Annotated in this window: 18 protein-coding genes; 7 read left to right on the forward strand and 11 right to left on the reverse strand. The window is 30.8% G+C overall.

Going from position 1 to position 17,204, the window contains the following annotated elements:
• The 5 genes from VK164_RS12900 to VK164_RS01290 all read left to right on the forward strand — a co-directional run.
• Positions 1–138, forward strand: a 138-nt coding sequence (locus tag VK164_RS12900) for a T9SS type A sorting domain-containing protein (protein ID WP_414655537.1), incomplete at its 5' end; no start/stop codon positions are given.
• An 81-nt stretch (positions 139–219) separates the two neighbouring features.
• The gene (locus tag VK164_RS01275) at positions 220–1,218 is read left to right on the forward strand and encodes a glycosyltransferase (protein WP_324207632.1); all 999 of its coding nucleotides are present in this window, start codon (positions 220–222) and stop codon (positions 1,216–1,218) included.
• Positions 1,219–1,220: 2 nt separating this feature from the next.
• Positions 1,221–1,808: a dephospho-CoA kinase gene (coaE, locus tag VK164_RS01280; protein ID WP_324207633.1), complete on the forward strand. Its 588-nt coding sequence runs from the start codon at positions 1,221–1,223 to the stop codon at positions 1,806–1,808.
• A 72-nt stretch (positions 1,809–1,880) separates the two neighbouring features.
• The gene (locus VK164_RS01285; RefSeq protein ID WP_324207634.1) at positions 1,881–3,464 is read left to right on the forward strand and encodes a HAMP domain-containing sensor histidine kinase; all 1,584 of its coding nucleotides are present in this window, start codon (positions 1,881–1,883) and stop codon (positions 3,462–3,464) included.
• Between the two features lie 25 nt (positions 3,465–3,489).
• Entirely contained in the window at positions 3,490–4,188 is a 699-nt protein-coding gene (locus VK164_RS01290; protein WP_166235826.1) for a response regulator transcription factor, read from the forward strand.
• 33 nt (positions 4,189–4,221) lie between these two features.
• Here the strand turns inward: VK164_RS01290 and VK164_RS01295 are convergent, their stop codons facing one another.
• The 9 genes from VK164_RS01295 to nadA form a co-directional block, all read right to left on the reverse strand.
• The gene (locus tag VK164_RS01295) at positions 4,222–4,947 is read right to left on the reverse strand and encodes an acyl-[acyl-carrier-protein] thioesterase (protein ID WP_166235825.1); all 726 of its coding nucleotides are present in this window, start codon (positions 4,945–4,947) and stop codon (positions 4,222–4,224) included.
• A gap of 4 nt (positions 4,948–4,951) precedes the next feature.
• Positions 4,952–5,887, reverse strand: a complete 936-nt coding sequence (gene miaA / locus VK164_RS01300) for a tRNA (adenosine(37)-N6)-dimethylallyltransferase MiaA (protein ID WP_324207635.1) — start codon at positions 5,885–5,887, stop codon at positions 4,952–4,954.
• A 2-nt stretch (positions 5,888–5,889) separates the two neighbouring features.
• Positions 5,890–7,251 (reverse strand): exonuclease domain-containing protein, encoded by a 1,362-nt coding sequence (locus VK164_RS01305; RefSeq protein ID WP_324207636.1) that lies wholly within the window; start codon positions 7,249–7,251, stop codon positions 5,890–5,892.
• Positions 7,252–7,331: 80 nt separating this feature from the next.
• Positions 7,332–7,997 carry a YggS family pyridoxal phosphate-dependent enzyme gene (locus tag VK164_RS01310; RefSeq protein WP_324207637.1) on the reverse strand — a complete coding sequence of 222 codons (666 nt, stop codon included), beginning with the start codon at positions 7,995–7,997 and terminating at the stop codon, positions 7,332–7,334.
• Positions 7,998–8,087: 90 nt separating this feature from the next.
• Positions 8,088–9,308, reverse strand: a complete 1,221-nt coding sequence (locus VK164_RS01315; protein ID WP_324207638.1) for a DUF1015 domain-containing protein — start codon at positions 9,306–9,308, stop codon at positions 8,088–8,090.
• 65 nt (positions 9,309–9,373) lie between these two features.
• On the reverse strand, positions 9,374–10,264 hold the full coding sequence (locus VK164_RS01320) for a 3-hydroxybutyryl-CoA dehydrogenase (RefSeq protein WP_324207639.1): 891 nt from the start codon (positions 10,262–10,264) through the stop codon (positions 9,374–9,376).
• Between the two features lie 27 nt (positions 10,265–10,291).
• The gene (locus VK164_RS01325; protein ID WP_324207640.1) at positions 10,292–11,257 is read right to left on the reverse strand and encodes a Gfo/Idh/MocA family oxidoreductase; all 966 of its coding nucleotides are present in this window, start codon (positions 11,255–11,257) and stop codon (positions 10,292–10,294) included.
• Positions 11,258–11,331: 74 nt separating this feature from the next.
• Positions 11,332–12,906: an L-aspartate oxidase gene (gene nadB / locus VK164_RS01330; protein WP_324207641.1), complete on the reverse strand. Its 1,575-nt coding sequence runs from the start codon at positions 12,904–12,906 to the stop codon at positions 11,332–11,334.
• Position 12,907: 1 nt separating this feature from the next.
• Positions 12,908–13,900 (reverse strand): quinolinate synthase NadA, encoded by a 993-nt coding sequence (gene nadA, locus VK164_RS01335; protein ID WP_324207642.1) that lies wholly within the window; start codon positions 13,898–13,900, stop codon positions 12,908–12,910.
• Between the two features lie 140 nt (positions 13,901–14,040).
• Here nadA and VK164_RS01340 point away from each other — a divergent pair, with 140 nt between their 5' ends.
• Entirely contained in the window at positions 14,041–14,682 is a 642-nt protein-coding gene (locus VK164_RS01340) for a protein-L-isoaspartate(D-aspartate) O-methyltransferase (protein ID WP_166235817.1), read from the forward strand.
• Between the two features lie 25 nt (positions 14,683–14,707).
• Here the strand turns inward: VK164_RS01340 and VK164_RS01345 are convergent, their stop codons facing one another.
• Together VK164_RS01345 and smpB are read right to left on the reverse strand one after the other, a co-directional pair.
• Positions 14,708–15,760 carry a Fic family protein gene (locus VK164_RS01345; RefSeq protein WP_324207643.1) on the reverse strand — a complete coding sequence of 351 codons (1,053 nt, stop codon included), beginning with the start codon at positions 15,758–15,760 and terminating at the stop codon, positions 14,708–14,710.
• A gap of 58 nt (positions 15,761–15,818) precedes the next feature.
• A complete protein-coding gene (gene smpB / locus VK164_RS01350) occupies positions 15,819–16,271 on the reverse strand; it encodes an SsrA-binding protein SmpB (RefSeq protein WP_166235815.1) in 453 nt (150 codons plus the stop codon).
• 139 nt (positions 16,272–16,410) lie between these two features.
• On the opposite strand from smpB, the gene VK164_RS01355 reads away from it, so the two are divergent.
• Positions 16,411–17,073 (forward strand): OmpW/AlkL family protein, encoded by a 663-nt coding sequence (locus tag VK164_RS01355; protein ID WP_324207644.1) that lies wholly within the window; start codon positions 16,411–16,413, stop codon positions 17,071–17,073.
• Positions 17,074–17,204 lie beyond the last annotated feature (131 nt).

The raw sequence follows: 17,204 nt of genomic DNA on the forward strand, positions 1-17,204 counted from the left end.
CTTGGTCAAGAAGTTCTTTCTAGAGATGTAAATGCAACTTCAACACAAATAGATATGTCTCAATTGAGCACTGGAGCATACATTGTTAATGTAACAGTAGGAGATACAATCAAAACAATTAAAGTTGTTAAGCAATAATTAGAGGTGAAATTCTAATATATTAAAAAGTCCCGCTTTGGCGGGACTTTTGTTTTTTGCTATATTTGTAAAAATTAGAATATGTATTTTTCTTTTATTATTCCCGTTTATAATCGACCTGATGAAATAGATGAGCTTTTAGAAAGTTTATCAAAATTAAAAACCGAATTAGTTTTTGAAGTTGTTGTAGTTGAAGATGGCTCTAAAATTTCATGTGAGCATATAATTGAAAAATATAATTCTAAACTTTCCATATCTTATTATTTTAAACCAAATTCAGGGCCAGGTGATTCACGAAATTACGGAATGCGTATTGCAAAAGGGGACTATTTTATTATTTTAGATTCTGATTGCATTATTCCCGAAGATTATCTGGAACACGTTACAAAGAGCTTAGAAAATGATTATGTGGATTGTTTTGGAGGACCAGATGCTGCATTAGATACTTTTTCAGATGTACAGAAAGCAATAAATTTTACAATGACTTCTTTTTTAACAACGGGAGGAATTAGAGGAGGAAGTGAAAAAGTAGATAAATTTCAACCAAGAAGTTTTAATATGGGATTGTCTAAAATTGCATTTGAAGCTTCAAATGGTTTTGGAAATATCCATCCTGGTGAGGATCCAGATTTATCAATTAGATTATGGAATTTAGGATTCCGAACTAAGTTAATCAAAGAGGCTTTTGTTTATCATAAAAGAAGAATTAGTTGGGAAAAGTTTCAACTTCAAGTGAATAAATTTGGAAAAGCACGTCCTATTTTGAATTCGTGGTATCCACAATTTGTAAAAATTACTTTTTGGTTTCCAAGTCTTTTTTTATTAGGATTCTTATTTTCAGTTTTACTATTAGGTTTTAAATTCCCTTATTTTTTAGAATTGTATATAGCTTATTTCACAGTTCTATTCACGGTGTCATTATTTGTAAATAAAAGCCTTAAAATTGCACTATATTCAGTTTATGCAGCCATAATTCAATTTTATGGCTACGGAAAAGGATTTTTACTTTCTTTTTATAAAATCTTTATTTTAAAACAAAAACCAGAAGAGGCATTTCCAGAATTATTTTTTAAAAAATAAATATGACTAGAATTATTGGTTTAACAGGTGGAATTGGCAGTGGGAAATCTACAGTAGCAAGTTATATTGCTTCAAAGGGTATTCCTGTTTATATAGCTGACGAAGAAGCAAAAAAGCTGATGGATTCTAAAAAAATTTCGACAAAAATTCAAGCTATTTTCTCCGAAAATATTCTTACAATCGATGGCACTTTAGATCGAAAAAAAATAGCTGCTATAGTTTTTAATTCTCCCGAAAAACTATCTAAATTAAATGCAATTGTTCATCCAGAAGTAAAAAAACACTTCAGAAATTGGCTCAACTTACATAAAAATGCTCCTTTTATTATTAAAGAAGTAGCAATTTTATTTGAAACAGGTGGGAATTTATCTTGTGATAAAGTAATTTTAGTTACGGCTCCTGAGGAAATCCGTATTCAAAGAGCAATGAAACGAGATAATGTTGATAGAGATAGTGTATTAAAGCGTATTCAAAATCAACTGCCTGAAGAAGAGAAAATTAGTAAAAGTGATTTTGTAGTGCATAATATTGATTTACAAAATACGTTTATAGAAATAGACCAAATTCTTAAAATTTTAGCAAAACCATAAAAAATGGTTTTTATGTTAATCTTTGGTTAATGTATTTTAACAAGATATGTTAAAATGTTAAATTTGTTGTCGATGAATAAATCAAGGTTTAGGTTATTGGTCTTTTTAATGAGTTTGTCATTAATAGGAATTATTTTAGTTCAATTGTATTGGATAACAACCTCGTTGAATAAAAACGAAGAAGAATTCAAATATCATGTACAGCAAGTACTTGGGAATGTTTCAAATAATTTGAAAGAAAAAGAATTGGTTTCTTTTTTTACAAAGTATAATGAAATTAAAGACAGTATTGGTAAGGATCCAGAAACTAGTCAATTAAAGGAGATTTACTTTTATGAGCGAGACACAAAAACAAATGAAACTATAATTTACACCAATACTTTAGTAGCCGAAAATTATGGAATAACAGGTTCGTTCTTTGATAATAAAGCTGATTCAGTAAATGTTGGAAATCTAATCGCTAAACGGAAAACTGAGATTTACAACGGAAATTCTATTAATGACGGGAGTTTTCAAATTAACAATCAGCCAAATATAACAATTTCAAAAGCAGGAAGTTTGTCTAGTTTAGACAAAGCAAATTTTGAAGTGGTTTTTAAAGATATTGTTTCCCAAAAACCATTGCAGCAAAGAATTACAAACGAAGAATTAGAAAAGTTATTAAAAGCTGAATTAAAAAAATATGGTGTTAAAACGCCTTTTGAATTCGGAATTTATAGTAATGGATTAGCTACTAAAATTCGTTCAGAAAATTTTAAATACGATAAGAAAACCACCTATGGAATTCCTGTTTTTCAAGATAATGAAGGAATGTCAAAGTACCAATTATTGGTAGGTTTTCCTCACAAGAGTAAATTCGTTTTTTCATCGTTAATTGGAATTACAAGTTTGTCTTTATTGTTTACATTGGTTATTGTTTTAACCTATTCAAGCGCTTTGAATCAGTTAATTAAACAAAAACAAATTTCGGAAATAAAGACCGATTTTATCAACAATATGACACACGAGTTTAAAACACCTATTGCTACTATAAACTTAGCTTTAGATGCAATTAAAAATCCAAAAATAATTGAAGATAAAGAAAAAGTACAGCGTTATCTCCAAATGATTAAGGAAGAAAATAAGAGAATGCACGCTCAAGTTGAAAATGTTCTTAGAATTTCAAAATTAGAAAAGAATGAATTAGATATTTCTAAAGAACCAAGAGATGTTTCTGAAATAATTGAAGATGCAATTGAACACGTTAGTTTAATTATTGAAGATAGAGAAGGAGTTATACATCAGCATTTTAATGCACAGCGAACTACAATATTGTTAAATGAAGTTCATTTTACAAATGTGTTAGTAAATGTCTTAGATAATGCAATTAAATATTCGCCAAACGCACCTGTAATTGATGTGTTTACCGAAAATATAAAGGATTTTATTTTAATAAAAATACAAGATCAAGGGGCCGGAATGAGTAAAGTAGCTCAGAAAAAAGTGTTTGAAAAATTTTATAGAGAACACACCGGAGATTTGCATAACGTAAAAGGTCACGGACTTGGTTTAGCTTATGTAAAGCAAATAGTTGAAGATCATAACGGACAAATTTATGTTGAAAGTGAAAAAGGTCGCGGAAGTACCTTTATTATAAAAATGCCATTAATAAATTAAAAAATATACACACAACACTATTATCATGGAAGGAAAAAAAATATTATTAGTAGAGGATGATCCAAATTTTGGAGCTGTTTTAAAGGATTATTTAATGATTAATGACTTCGAAGTTACGTTGGCAAAAAACGGAATGGAAGGATTTGAAAAATTTAAAAAAGATACTTTTGATTTATGTATTTTAGATGTAATGATGCCATATAAAGATGGTTATACATTAGCAAGAGAAATTCGTGAAAAAAATCAGGAAGTACCAATTATCTTTTTAACAGCTAAAACACTCAAAGAAGATGTTTTAAAAGGTTATAAAGTAGGAGCAGATGATTATTTAAACAAACCATTTGATTCTGAAGTGCTATTAATGAAAATTAAAGCAATCATTCAGCGTAAAGCGTCTGAAGTAAAACCTGATACTACTAAATTTGAGTTCGAAATTGGAAAATTTCACTTGAATTCGAAATTACGTTTTCTAACATTTCCTGGTCAAGAACCAATTAAACTATCTCCAAAAGAATGTGAGCTTTTAAAAATGTTAGCATTACACGAAAATGATTTAATGCCTAGAGAATTAGCATTGACAAAAATTTGGAGAGATGATAATTATTTTACTTCTAGAAGTATGGATGTTTACATTGCTAAATTGAGAAAATTTTTAAAATTAGATGAAAATGTTGAAATCTTAAACATTCATGGTGAAGGTTTTAGATTAGTAATCAAAAAATAATAAAAATGGCTCTGATTTTCAGAGCCATTTTTATTATGTAATTAAATCAAGTGCGAAACAAATTTTATCATCCTTAGAAATCGTATAAATAGTTTCGTGATTTTGGATAACCACATCATCATTCAGATTTAATTCTTTTAGAAAATTCATTTCAAAGCCTTTAATTTTTTGTCTTAGCACAAATTTTGCGTCCATAGCATTTAAACACCATTCTAAATATTTTACATTATTAGCATGGTTTACAATATCTATGTCTGACAATTGTACTTTATGGTCCAAAACCTTTTTAAAAGCAACATTTAAATTAATTTTTTGAACTTCTTTTTCAGAGGCATTATTTTCTGGGTATTTAATAAAATGCTCATGAGGTAATGCTAAATTTTCTGGCCTTCTGGTTTGTGTATTCATTACCACCCAATAGGTTTCACATCCTACTAATTTTTCATTACCTCGGTACAATTCTAAACAGCGAGTCGAACGTGAGTTTTCAAGCGATTTTATCCAAGTTTTTACAGTAACTTTTTCTTTCCATTTTGGTAAATTGATAATTTCCAGTCGCATTTTACTCATTACCCAAGCTTGATGATGTTCTTGCATATCGCTAAAACTAATGCCACCTAAATCGGCATGAATTCCAGCAGTGATTTGAAAAATATTACATAAATCTGTATATTTTAAAACACCATTTGGATAACATTGCACAAAATTTATTTCGTATTCTTGTTCTAAAATGGATGTAAAGTTGGGTGAAATGGGCATTTTTTTATTTTTTTGGAATCTTAGATTCTATTACTTTAATAATTTCTTTTTTATCAGTTAAATAATCAAACCAACTCACATTTTCAGTTCGTTTAAACCAAGTTATTTGACGCTTGGCAAATCGTCTCGTGTTCATTTTGATTTGTCCAATAGCAAATTCTAGTGTTGTTTTCTCATCAAAATAATCGAATAATTCTCTGTAGCCAACGGTTTGTAATGCATTCAAATCTTTGTTTGGATATAGTGAGTGTACTTCGGCTATAAGCCCTTCATTTAGCATAATATCCACGCGTTGGTTGATTCTGTCGTACATTACCTCTCTGTCTGCTTCTAGACCAATAATGATTGGAGTGAAGTTTCTAACATTTTTTCGTTTACCAATAAAACTCGAATAAGGTTTTCCTGTTCCTTTACAAACTTCTACAAACCTCTTCATACGTTGCGGGTTTTGTAGTGTTTGCGGGTTTTGAGTTTGTAATTTTTGATAATATTTCGAATCTAATTCTTGTAATTGTTCTTGTAAATATGTAATTCCTAAAACATCAAACATAGCATTAATTTTAGTTCGAACAGAACCATCTATATCTGGAAAATCATCAAAACCTTTCAAAATTGCATCCACATACAATCCTGAACCGCCTACCATAATTTGAATGTTGTTTTTTTGAAATAATTCACTTAATTTATCCAAAGCTTCTTGTTCAAAATCTCCTACTGAATAACCATCAAAAATTGATTTATTTTGAATAAAATGATGTGTAGCAGTAGCTAATTCATCATCATTAGGAACAGCAGTTCCAATTTTCATTTCTTTAAAAAATTGTCTACTATCACATGAAATAATATCACAACCAAAATGTTGAGCCAAAGTAATACTTAAGGCTGTCTTTCCTATAGCTGTTGGGCCAATAATGGTGATAAGATAATTTTCTGAAGGCATAATTAAAACGTAATCACTTTATGTACTCTATTTTTACGCAAATAGGTTTGAATAATCGTTTTTGTATCACGATTGTGTTGCATCGGAATAATGATGTTTTTAAGAATTTCAATATTATTTACTTGATAGTTTAATTCATAGAAACAATAGCCTTTATAGACGCCATTCTCGATTAAAATTGCACTTCGCTCATCAAATGTTCGTCCTTTATCGATGATGACCATGTTATTGTTTTCAAATGAGTTTTCTGTAATAAATTCTTGCACACGTTCATTATAAATTTCTGGAGATTCTTCACCTAAACAAGCTCCATTACACTCTTTTATTTTGTATTGAAAACAACCGTTTTTTGTTTCGTATAAACCGTTTATTTTTTGGCATAAATTATACTTTTCTGTAACTTTAAAAAGGTAGTTTTTGCCTTCTTGTAAAGTTGTAAACGATGTGATTTCTTTTTTACGACCATCTGCTTTTTCGATAGATAGTGCTAAATAGCCAGCATCATCTTTTTGCATATACAAAGCATATTGGAAAATACTCTTACGTTGCGCAACATTATAAATTGGCTTGTTGATTTTAATTTCTTCGCTTTCTTTTAATAGTGCGATAAGCTCGCTACCCGTTTCTTCAACGTTTACGGCATATACATCACGCTGAATTTTTTTACTTTTACTATTAGAACCTGTAAAATGTTGATTGACACGTTTTTTGATGTTTTTGCTTTTGCCAATATAAATTAAATTGCCTTTTTCGTTATGTATGTAGTAAATACCTGTTTTTGAAGGTAAATTCTCTACAATATCTAATAACTTTGGAGACATTCCTGATTTGATTTCGGTTTTGACGAAGCTTTTTAAAATTTCTTTTTCAACGTCTTTTGCCATCAGCATTTTGAATAATTTTACGGTTGCCAATGCGTCTCCGCTGGCTCTATGTCTGTCAGCCATTGGAATTCCTAATGCACGAACTAATTTCCCCAAACTGTATGAAGCTTGGTCTGGAATTAGTTTTTTTGATAATTCAACCGTGCAAAGCGTTGGTTTTTTGAAATCAAAGCCTAATCGTCTAAATTCGGTTTGTAAAATTCGGTAATCGAAAGAAGCATTGTGTGCAACAAGCACGCAACCTTCGGTAATTTCTATAATTCGTTTTGCAATTTCATAAAACTTTGGAGCGCTACGAAGCATTGCATTGTTAATTCCAGTTAACTTCACCACAAACGGTTGTATTGGTTTTTCGGGATTGACAAGGCTAATGAGTTGGTCTACTACCTCATGACCATCAAATTTATAAATGGCAATTTCGGTAATACCTTCTTCATTGTATTGACCTCCAGTGGTTTCTATGTCGAGTATTGCGTACAAATTTGATTTAAAAATTTAAAGATTTTGAAATTTAAAGATTTTGAAAGGATAATTTTTCAATCGTTCAATTATTAAATATTTTAATTTCTTCCGCCAAAGATACTACTTCCAATTCGAACCATCGTACTACCGCATGAAATTGCGAGTTGATAATCGCCCGACATGCCCATTGAAAGGGTATTTGGTTTTAGGTTTTGGGTAAAAGGTAATTTTTCTAATTTATCGAAGATAATTTTCAAATGTTTAAATTCTTTTTCGATTTGGTTTTTATTTTCGGTAAACGTTGCCATTCCCATTAAACCAACAATTCTGATGTTTTTTAATTGTTTGAATTCTGTAGAAGATAAAATCTCTTCCAATTCTTGCTCGTCTAAACCAAATTTACTTTCTTCTTCAGCTATATAAACCTGTAACAAACAATCAATTATGCGATTATTTTTAGCCGCTTGTTTGTTGATTTCTTGTAATAATTTCAAACTATCTACACCATGAATCAAACTCACATAAGGCGCCATATACTTGACTTTGTTGGTTTGCACGTGACCAATCATGTGCCATTCGATGTCTTTTGGCATGACTTCCCATTTATCGGTCATTTCTTGGATTTTGTTTTCTCCAAAAATACGTTGCCCAGCATCGTAAGCTTCCATTAAATCAGCCATAGGTTTGGTTTTTGAAACCGCTACTAATGTAACGTGTTCTGGAAGTTGGGATTTTATGGTATTGATTTTTTTTGAAATTGACATTTTTTTATTTTTTTGGAACGCAGATTTAAGAAATTATTAAAATTTTCAAAATTTATTATATCTGTGTTTCTAAGTTTTAATTACTCAAAATTACAGTTCATAAACCACCAAACCACTTCTAAACTTAGGTTCAATATAGGTGGATTTTGGAGGCATGATTAAATTATTATCGGCTAAGGCTTTGATTTCGTTAATGTCGGAAGGGTAGAGCATGAAACCTACTTCAAATTCCCCTTCGTCTATTAAATCTTTTATAACAGAAATGGATTGTTTTCCTGGAATGTAATCAATGCGTTCGTCGTTGCGTAAATCTTCTATGCCTAACAATGGTAAAAGTACTTTATCGTACAATATTTGGGCATCTAAACTATTTAAAATAGAAGATTCATTGTGGTTTTCATGTTTGTAGAAAAGGGCATAAAAACTTCCATCTATATACATGCCAAATTCAAACTTATTTAGTGGTTTCCACAATTCCTGATCTTTGGATTTAATAATGAAATGTTCGGATAATTTTTTGATAAAATCATCCTTACTCAAACCATTCAAATCGCGAATCAATCTATTGAATTCGTAGATTTTGACATTACTTTCGGCAATTAAAAAACTCATGAAATAATTCAAGTTTTCGTTGCCTAAATGTTTGTCTTGTTCATACAATAACTCGGCTGAAGCAGAACGATGATGTCCATCGGCAATATATAAATTCGGAATTTTTTCGAAATGTTCTTGCAGCCAATCGATTTCACTTTGGGTATCAATTTTCCAAAGGGTGTGTTTTTCTTTATTGGTTGTTGAAAATTCGTAAACAGGCTTACTTTTTTTTCGTAACGAAATAAACGTATTAATTTCAACACTATCGGGATATGTAATTAAGACCGGTTCGGTGTTAAAATTCGTTTGATGTAAATAATCTTTGAATAGTTCTACTCGATATTGCAAAGTATCTTCGTGTTTTTTGATGATATTATTTTGGTAATCATGAACAGAAGTTCCAGCAATAATTCCAGTAAAAATTTGTCCTTTTGACTGAATTTCGTACAAATAAAAAACAGGATGTTCTTCAGCAACTAAAATTTGCTCTTGTTTGAAATCTTGATATTTATGAGCCACACCTTTGAAGCGTTTGTCCATTGTGATTTTTTGCGCATTTGCATAAGCAGGATGAATTACATGCAAAAACGAATACGGATTAAAATTTAACCAAGCGGCAAGCTCAGCCGAACTATAATCGTCATAAGTTCTACACGAAACCAACGCAACTTTATCAGAAGCGGGACGAATTGCTTTAAAAGGTTTTATTTTGGCCATTTTTAAGTGATTAGTAATTAGTGATTAGTAACTAGCTATTCACTAATTACTAATCACTTTTCACTCTATTTAGAAAATTGTTTTGAAACTTTTTCTGCTTTCTTGCTTTCAGAGTAATCGTAGAAACCTTCACCAGATTTAACGCCTAATTTCCCAGCCATTACCATATTTACTAACAACGGACATGGTGCGTATTTTGGGTTTTTGAATCCGTCATACATTACATTTAGGATAGATAAACAAACATCTAATCCGATGAAGTCAGCTAATTGTAATGGTCCCATTGGATGCGCCATACCTAATTTCATCACCGTATCAATTTCTTGTACGCCTGCAACACCATTGTATAACGTTTCAATCGATTCGTTAATCATTGGCATTAAGATTCTGTTGGCTACGAAACCAGGATAATCGTTTACTTCAGTTGGCGTTTTTCCTAATTTTACTGATAAATCCATGATAATTTTAGTCACTTCATCCGATGTAGAATATCCACGGATAATTTCAACCAATTTCATAATTGGCACTGGGTTCATAAAGTGCATTCCGATAACTCTTTCAGGATGTACTACTTGTGCAGCAATTTGAGTAATTGAAATAGATGAAGTATTAGAAGCTAAAATTACGTTATGGTCACAAACATCGCTCAACTGTTTGAAAATGTTCATTTTTAAACCTACATTTTCTGTCGCTGCTTCTACAACTAAATCACAACCTACTACACCGTCTTTGATGTCAGTGTACGTAATAATATTTCCGATGGTTTTGAATTTGTCTTCTTCGGTGATTGTTCCTTTTGAAACCATTCTGTCAAGGTTAGCAGCAATAGTTGCCATCCCTTTTTCTAATGATTTATCTGAAATATCGATTAATTTAACGGTAAATCCGCTTTGTGCAAAACTATGAGCAATTCCATTGCCCATAGTTCCTGCTCCAATTACAGCTATTGTGTTCATTTTGTTATTTTAGGTTTGTTTGGTTTTTTATTTATTCAAGCAATCAATAATCTGATATGCCACACGAAGAGCTTCAGTTCCGTCTTCTAACGTTACGATTGGTGTGGTGTTATTATTGATAGCGTCTGCAAATGTTTCTAATTCGTCCAAAATCGCATTATTTGCTTGTACATTTGGATTGTCAAAATAGATTTGTTTTTTTACACCTTCTGCATTTTGTAAAATCATATCAAAATCACCAGGAACTTCTGGAGCGTCTTGCATGCGAACAATTTCACATACTTTATCCAAATAGTCAACAGAAATGTAAGCGTCTTTTTGGAAGAAACGCGATTTTCGCATATTTTTCATTGAAATTCGGCTCGAAGTAATATTAGCGACACAACCATTTTCAAATTCAATTCGCGCATTGGTAATATCTGGAGAATCTGAAATCACTGCAACACTACTAGCGTTAATTGATTTTACTTTCGATTTTACAACACTTAAAATAGCATCTATATCGTGAATCATCAAATCTAAAACCACAGGAACATCAGTGCCGCGCGGATTAAATTCAGCCAAGCGATGGGTTTCGATAAACATCGGATTATTGATTTTGTCTTTTACAGCCGTAAATGCAGGGTTAAAACGTTCTACATGTCCCACTTGACCTTTAATATTATATTTTTTGGCTAAGGCAATAATTTCTTCTGCTTCTTCAACCGTATTTGAAATTGGTTTTTCAATGAAAATGTGTTTACCAGCTTCAATAACTTGTTTGGCACATTCAAAATGTTGTAATGTTGGCGTAACAATATCTACAACATCAACTGCAGCTATTAAGGCTGCAATAGAATCAAATTTTTTGTACCCAAATTCGGCAGCTACTTTATTTGCATTTTCATCAAAAGCATCGTAAAAGCCTACTAATTCATATTTTTCAGATTGTTTTAATAATCGTAAATGTATTTTTCCAAGGTGGCCAGCACCTAAAACTCCAACTTTTAGCATAAGAAAGTATTTTAAACAAAAATAGTATTATTTGTTTAAATTTTATAGCTAAAAGGGTAAAGTTTTTTACAATTTCACAACAAATCTAAGCTGTAGAAAGCGCCTTTGTTTTCTTTGGCTTGCATTGATTGTTTTACAATTAAATAGGCAACCGCGTTGATGTTTCTTAATTCACAAATTTGCGGTGAAATGGTAACATGTTTGAACATTTTTTCTGTATCCGAATAAATATAGTTTAAATGATCAATTGCTCTTTCTAATCTTTCGTTTGAACGTACAATTCCGACTAAATCGTTCATAATATTTTGAACCGATTTTCTATTATGCGAAATTAAAATTTGCTCTTTTGGTGCAATTGTTCCTTCAGAATTCCATTCGGGAATTGGTGGAAATGGTACTTGAAATACAGATTGATTTTCGATAATATTTTCTGCAATTTCATGACCAAAAACTAAGGCTTCAAGTAATGAATTTGAAGCTAGTCGATTTGCACCATGTAATCCTGTTTTGGCAACTTCACCATTAGCATATAAATTATGTATAGATGTTTGTCCTCTTTTGTTTACACTAACACCACCACACATATAATGCATGGCTGGAAGTACTGGAATAAAATCTTTTTTCACATCAATTCCGATACTTTTGCATTTTTCAACAATATTTGGAAAGTGTTTATAAAACGCTTCATATTCTAAATGGGTACAATCAAGATAAACACATTCAGCGCCAGAAGTATTAATTTCCATATTTATGGCCCTTGAAACAATATCTCTTGACGCTAGTTCACCACGATCATCTGTTTTTAGCATAAATCGTTCACCATTTTTATTTCTTAAATAAGCACCAAAACCGCGAACGGCCTCTGAAATTAAAAAAGCTGGACTTTTACCTGGTTCGTATAAAGCTGTAGGGTGAAATTGAATGTATTGCATGTCTTCAATTATTGCTTTAGCTCTAAAAGCCATGCCTACACCATCACCAGTTGCTATTACAGGATTTGTAGTTGTTGCATAAGCTTGTCCGCTTCCCCCAGTTGCTAATACTACTTTATGTGCCAAGTATGTGTCAATTTCAGAAGTTTTTTCGTTTAAAATGTATGCCCCAAAACAATGAATGTCATTTTGTCCTAATTCTATGGTTTTATCTGTAAAATGATGTTCTGTGATTAATTCAATAGCAAAATGATGTGAGAGAAATTCGATATTAGATAAATTTTCTACCTGTTTAATTAAGGTCATTTGAATTTCATAACCTGTAATATCTTTATGATGTAAGATTCGATTAGCTGAATGACCTCCTTCTTTTCCTAAATCATATTCATTTTGTGTGTTGAAATCAAATTCTGCCCCCCAATCTATTAATTCTTTAAGTCGAATAGGTGCATTTTCAACCACCATTTTTACAACTTCAATATCGTTCAGATAATCACCCGCCCGTAAAGTGTCTTGAATGTGACTTTCAAAAGAATCTTCTTGATCCCAAACTGCTGCAATTCCTCCTTGAGCGTATTTTGTATTGGATTCTTCTTTATTGTTTTTGGTGGCAACAATGATCTTTTTATTGGGCAAAGCTTTCGCTAATTTTATAGCTGTGGATAATCCAGCAACGCCAGAACCAAGAATTAATATGTCGGATTGAATGATGCTCATATTATTTTGAGATTTCTAACATTCTATTGATTGATTTCACAGCTTTTTTTCGTAATGACTCTTCAATTTCAACATTTGGTAATTCATATTTCATGCATAAATATAGTTTTTCCAAAGTGTTTAGCTTCATAAAGGCGCATTCGCTACAATTACAGTTATCTTCTTTGGCTGGAGCTGCAATTAAAATTTTATCTGGAGCTTCTTTTTGCATTTTGTGTAAAATTCCAGCTTCGGTGGCAACAATAAATTTTTTTGCCATACTTGTTTTTACGTAATTCAGCAATCCAGCTGTTGACCCTATATATTTTGCAACTTTTAATATATGTGCTTGTGATTCTGGATGCGCAATTATTTCAGCATCGGGATTTTCTTGATATAAATTTAAAATTTTATCAATTGAAAAAGCTTCGTGAACCAAACAAGCTCCATCCCACAATAGCATTTCTCTTCCAGTTTTTTCCATTAAATAAGCGCCTAAATTTCTATCAGGTGCAAAAATTATGGGTTGGTCTTTTGGTATAGAATTAATAATTTTTTCAGCATTAGAAGAAGTACAAACAATATCTGTCAAAGCTTTAATTTCTGCTGAGGTATTTACATATGAAACTACAATATGGTTTGGATGTTGTTTTACAAATGCTTCAAAATCAGATGGTGGACATGAATCTGCTAGAGAACAGCCGGCTTTTAAATCGGGTAAAACTACTTTTTTTGTTGGGTTTAAAATTTTTGCTGTTTCGGCCATAAAGTGAACTCCAGCAAATACAATCATATCAGCAGTTGTTTCTGCTGCTTTTTGTGCTAAAGCTAAGCTATCTCCAACAAAATCTGCAATATCTTGAATTTCGGGTCTTTGATAATAGTGTGCTAAAATAACTGCATTTTTTTCTTTTCGAAGCGTATTGATTGCTTCAATATAATCTATTTTAGTGTCTAATGAAATGTCTAAATAACCTTTATCTTCAAGATTTTCAATTGCTTTTGAAAGTTTCATATGTTTTATTTTTTTGCGAATATAAATTTACTCAAAATTTAATAGTATGACAAATGTTAGTTTTATTTAAAAAGTTTAATTTTAAACTATTGGATAAACTTATTTTTATACTAAATTTACAAACCAAATTTCCTATAAAATTGAAAGATACTAATAAGCATCAAGGACTTAGAAATCAGTTAGTAAAGCAACTGGAAGAAAAAGGAATTACCGATAAAAACGTGTTGGCAGCCATTAGTAAAATTCCACGCCATTTGTTTTTAAATTCAAGTTTTGGTGATTTTGCCTATCAAGACAAAGCATTTCCTATAGGTGCTGGTCAAACAATTTCACAGCCTTACACCGTAGCATTTCAATCGCAATTATTAGAAGTTCAAAAAGAACATAAAATTTTAGAGATTGGGACAGGAAGTGGTTATCAAACTGCTGTTTTATGTATGATGGGGGCTAAAGTATATTCTGTTGAAAGGCAAAATGAGTTATTTAAGGCAACTTCAATTTTATTACCAAAATTAAACATTAGACCCAAACATTTATCGTTTGGTGATGGATATAAAGGATTGCCAAATTATGCACCTTTTGATAGTATAATTGTGACTGCTGGAGCTCCGTTTATCCCACAACCATTGATGGCACAATTGAAAATAGGGGGAAGGTTAGTAATACCGGTTGGGGAAAAAGACCAAATTATGACTTTGTTGATTCGTAAAAATGAAACCCAATTTGAAAAACATGAATTTGGTGATTTTAAATTTGTTCCATTATTAGAAAATAAAAATTAAAAGTCCTGTAAATTACAGGACTTTTTTATGCAGGTTGGATAATACTCAAATAACGTTCTAAACTTTCTTTTTCAATTTGAGCAATAAATACTAAAAAATCTTCTTTATTGTTTGAAGTTTGAGCCGTTTCTAATGCTTGATAATATTTCATTCGAGAATCATAATCTCCTTTTATGTTAGCAATTACATATCCGTGTTGTAATAAAATTAAATTCATAATCAAACGTGAAGTTCTTCCGTTGCCATCAATAAATGGATGTATGGTAACTAAGCGTTCATGCATTTCGGCAGCTAAAACTATAGGATGCATTTTGGATTTGTTTTCTTCATACCAAATAAAATAATCTTCCATTTCTTTAGCAACTAAAAAAGGTTGTGGTGGCATATGTGTACTACCTTTTATCATTACCTGTACTTTACGATATCTTCCTGCATCTTCTGGATGAATTCCTCTTAGAATTAAATTATGAATCGCAAGAACTTCTCGTTCAATTAATGAAGTATTTTTATCCATTAGTTGTTTAATGTAATCTATTGCTTCTTTATGATTGATAGCTTCTAAATGTTCACGCATACTTTTGCCAGAAATAGTTAAACCTTCGTTGATTACTAAATCTGTTTCTCTAAGTGTTAAAGTATTTCCTTCGATGCGATTACTTTCAAAAGTATATTCTAATTCTAATGCTTGTTTGATTCTATAACTATCAAACTGACGGAAATTATCTAATTTAGATTTTAATTCATCGATTTCATTTAATAAAACTTGTAAGTTTTTTGATAATGATTTTCTAACATAGCTAATGTTGTATTTTATTTCTTCTTCTGCTAGTAGCATTGCTTTTAAAGCTAAATCATCAGTACCAATTTCATACAGAATTTTTTCTTTAAGCCAAGCTATCATTAATTCTTCAAAATTAATATCAAGTGCAGTAGCTAACTTTGAAATTTGTTCACGTGTTGGTTTTCTCGAACCATTTTCAAACTTACTAACTAATGCCTGATCAATACCTAAAAGTTGTGCTAACTCTCTGGTTTTGATGTCTTTTTGCTCTCTTGCGTTTTTTAATAGTGTTTTCATGATTCAAAACTGTTTAATTGTCATGACAAATTTAGTCATAAAATTTAACAAAAAAAAGCTAAAAAGCCTTTTTTATTCGATCTAAATCTCTTTTGGTATCTTGTTCCTTTAATGATTCGCGTTTGTCGTAGTTCTTTTTACCTCTACAAAGTGCAATTTCGAGTTTTGCTAAACCTTTTTCATTGGTAAACAAACGGAGTGGAACAATGGTTAATCCTTTATTTTCTGAATCTTTATTTAATTTTTTTAGTTCTTTTTTGTTTAAAAGTAATTTACGCTCACTTTTTGTTTTGTGATTGTAATGCGTGCCATATAAATATTCTTCAATATTAGAATTAATAACAAAAAGTTCTCCATCATGAAATTCACAAAAACTTTCAGTAATAGAAGCTTTTCCTAATCGAATAGATTTAATTTCTGTACCAGTTAATACAATTCCAGCCGAATATTTATCGAGAATTTCATAATCGAATTTGGCTCTTTTATTTAATATGTTAACTGTTTTTAGCATAGTGACGCAAATGTATTTAAAAAACTAGAATTATTAAGTATTATCTATTATAAAAATAAATTTTCAGTTATGATTTTTATCAGTTTTTATCGAAATATTGGTTTTTACATTTGTACTATAATTTTAAATTAATTAAAAAATGAGAAAAGTACTTTTTGCAATTATGGCTATGTCCCTATTGACTGTAAATTTTGTAAATGGACAAGATCAAGAAGAAAAAACAAATGACTTTAAAAGATGGCAAGTTAGATTAAGAGGTGTTGGTGTAGTGCCAGTTGAAAGCGCTAAAGTAGGTGTGATTGGCGGTGATGTTGCGATTTCAAATGCATTAATTCCTGAATTAGATTTTACTTACTTTTTCACAAAAAATATTGCTGCAGAATTAATTTTGGGAACTACAAAACACGATGTTCAAGCGGTTAATACTGCTGCTGGAAATGTAGATTTAGGAAGTGTTTATTTATTGCCTCCAACATTAACTGCTCAATATCATTTTTGTACTGAGAAAGAAGGAGTATTCAAGCCATACATTGGCGCGGGATTAAATTATACTTTATTTTATAACGTAAAATCTGGTGCTGTTGCAGATGTTAAATATGATAATGCATTAGGTTATGCAGCTCAAGTTGGTTTTGATTTAATGATTGATGATACTTATTTTATCAATGTGGATGCAAAACGCTTATTTTTAAGTACTGATGTAACAGTAGACGCTTCTAATTTAGCTCCAGGATTAACAGTGCCAGCAGAGGTTGATATCAATCCTTGGTTATTAGGTATTGGTTTTGGAATGAAATTCTAATAAATGTTTCGTTTAATAGTTGAAAGAGAGATTACTCAAAAGGTAGTCTCTTTTTTTATGGTATAGATTTTGATAAATGAGTTTAATGTGAAATTCTATTATAATATAGCTGAAAAAAGGCTTTTATATTT

Source organism: Flavobacterium sp., from assembly GCF_035299005.1.
Lineage (GTDB): Bacteria > Bacteroidota > Bacteroidia > Flavobacteriales > Flavobacteriaceae > Flavobacterium.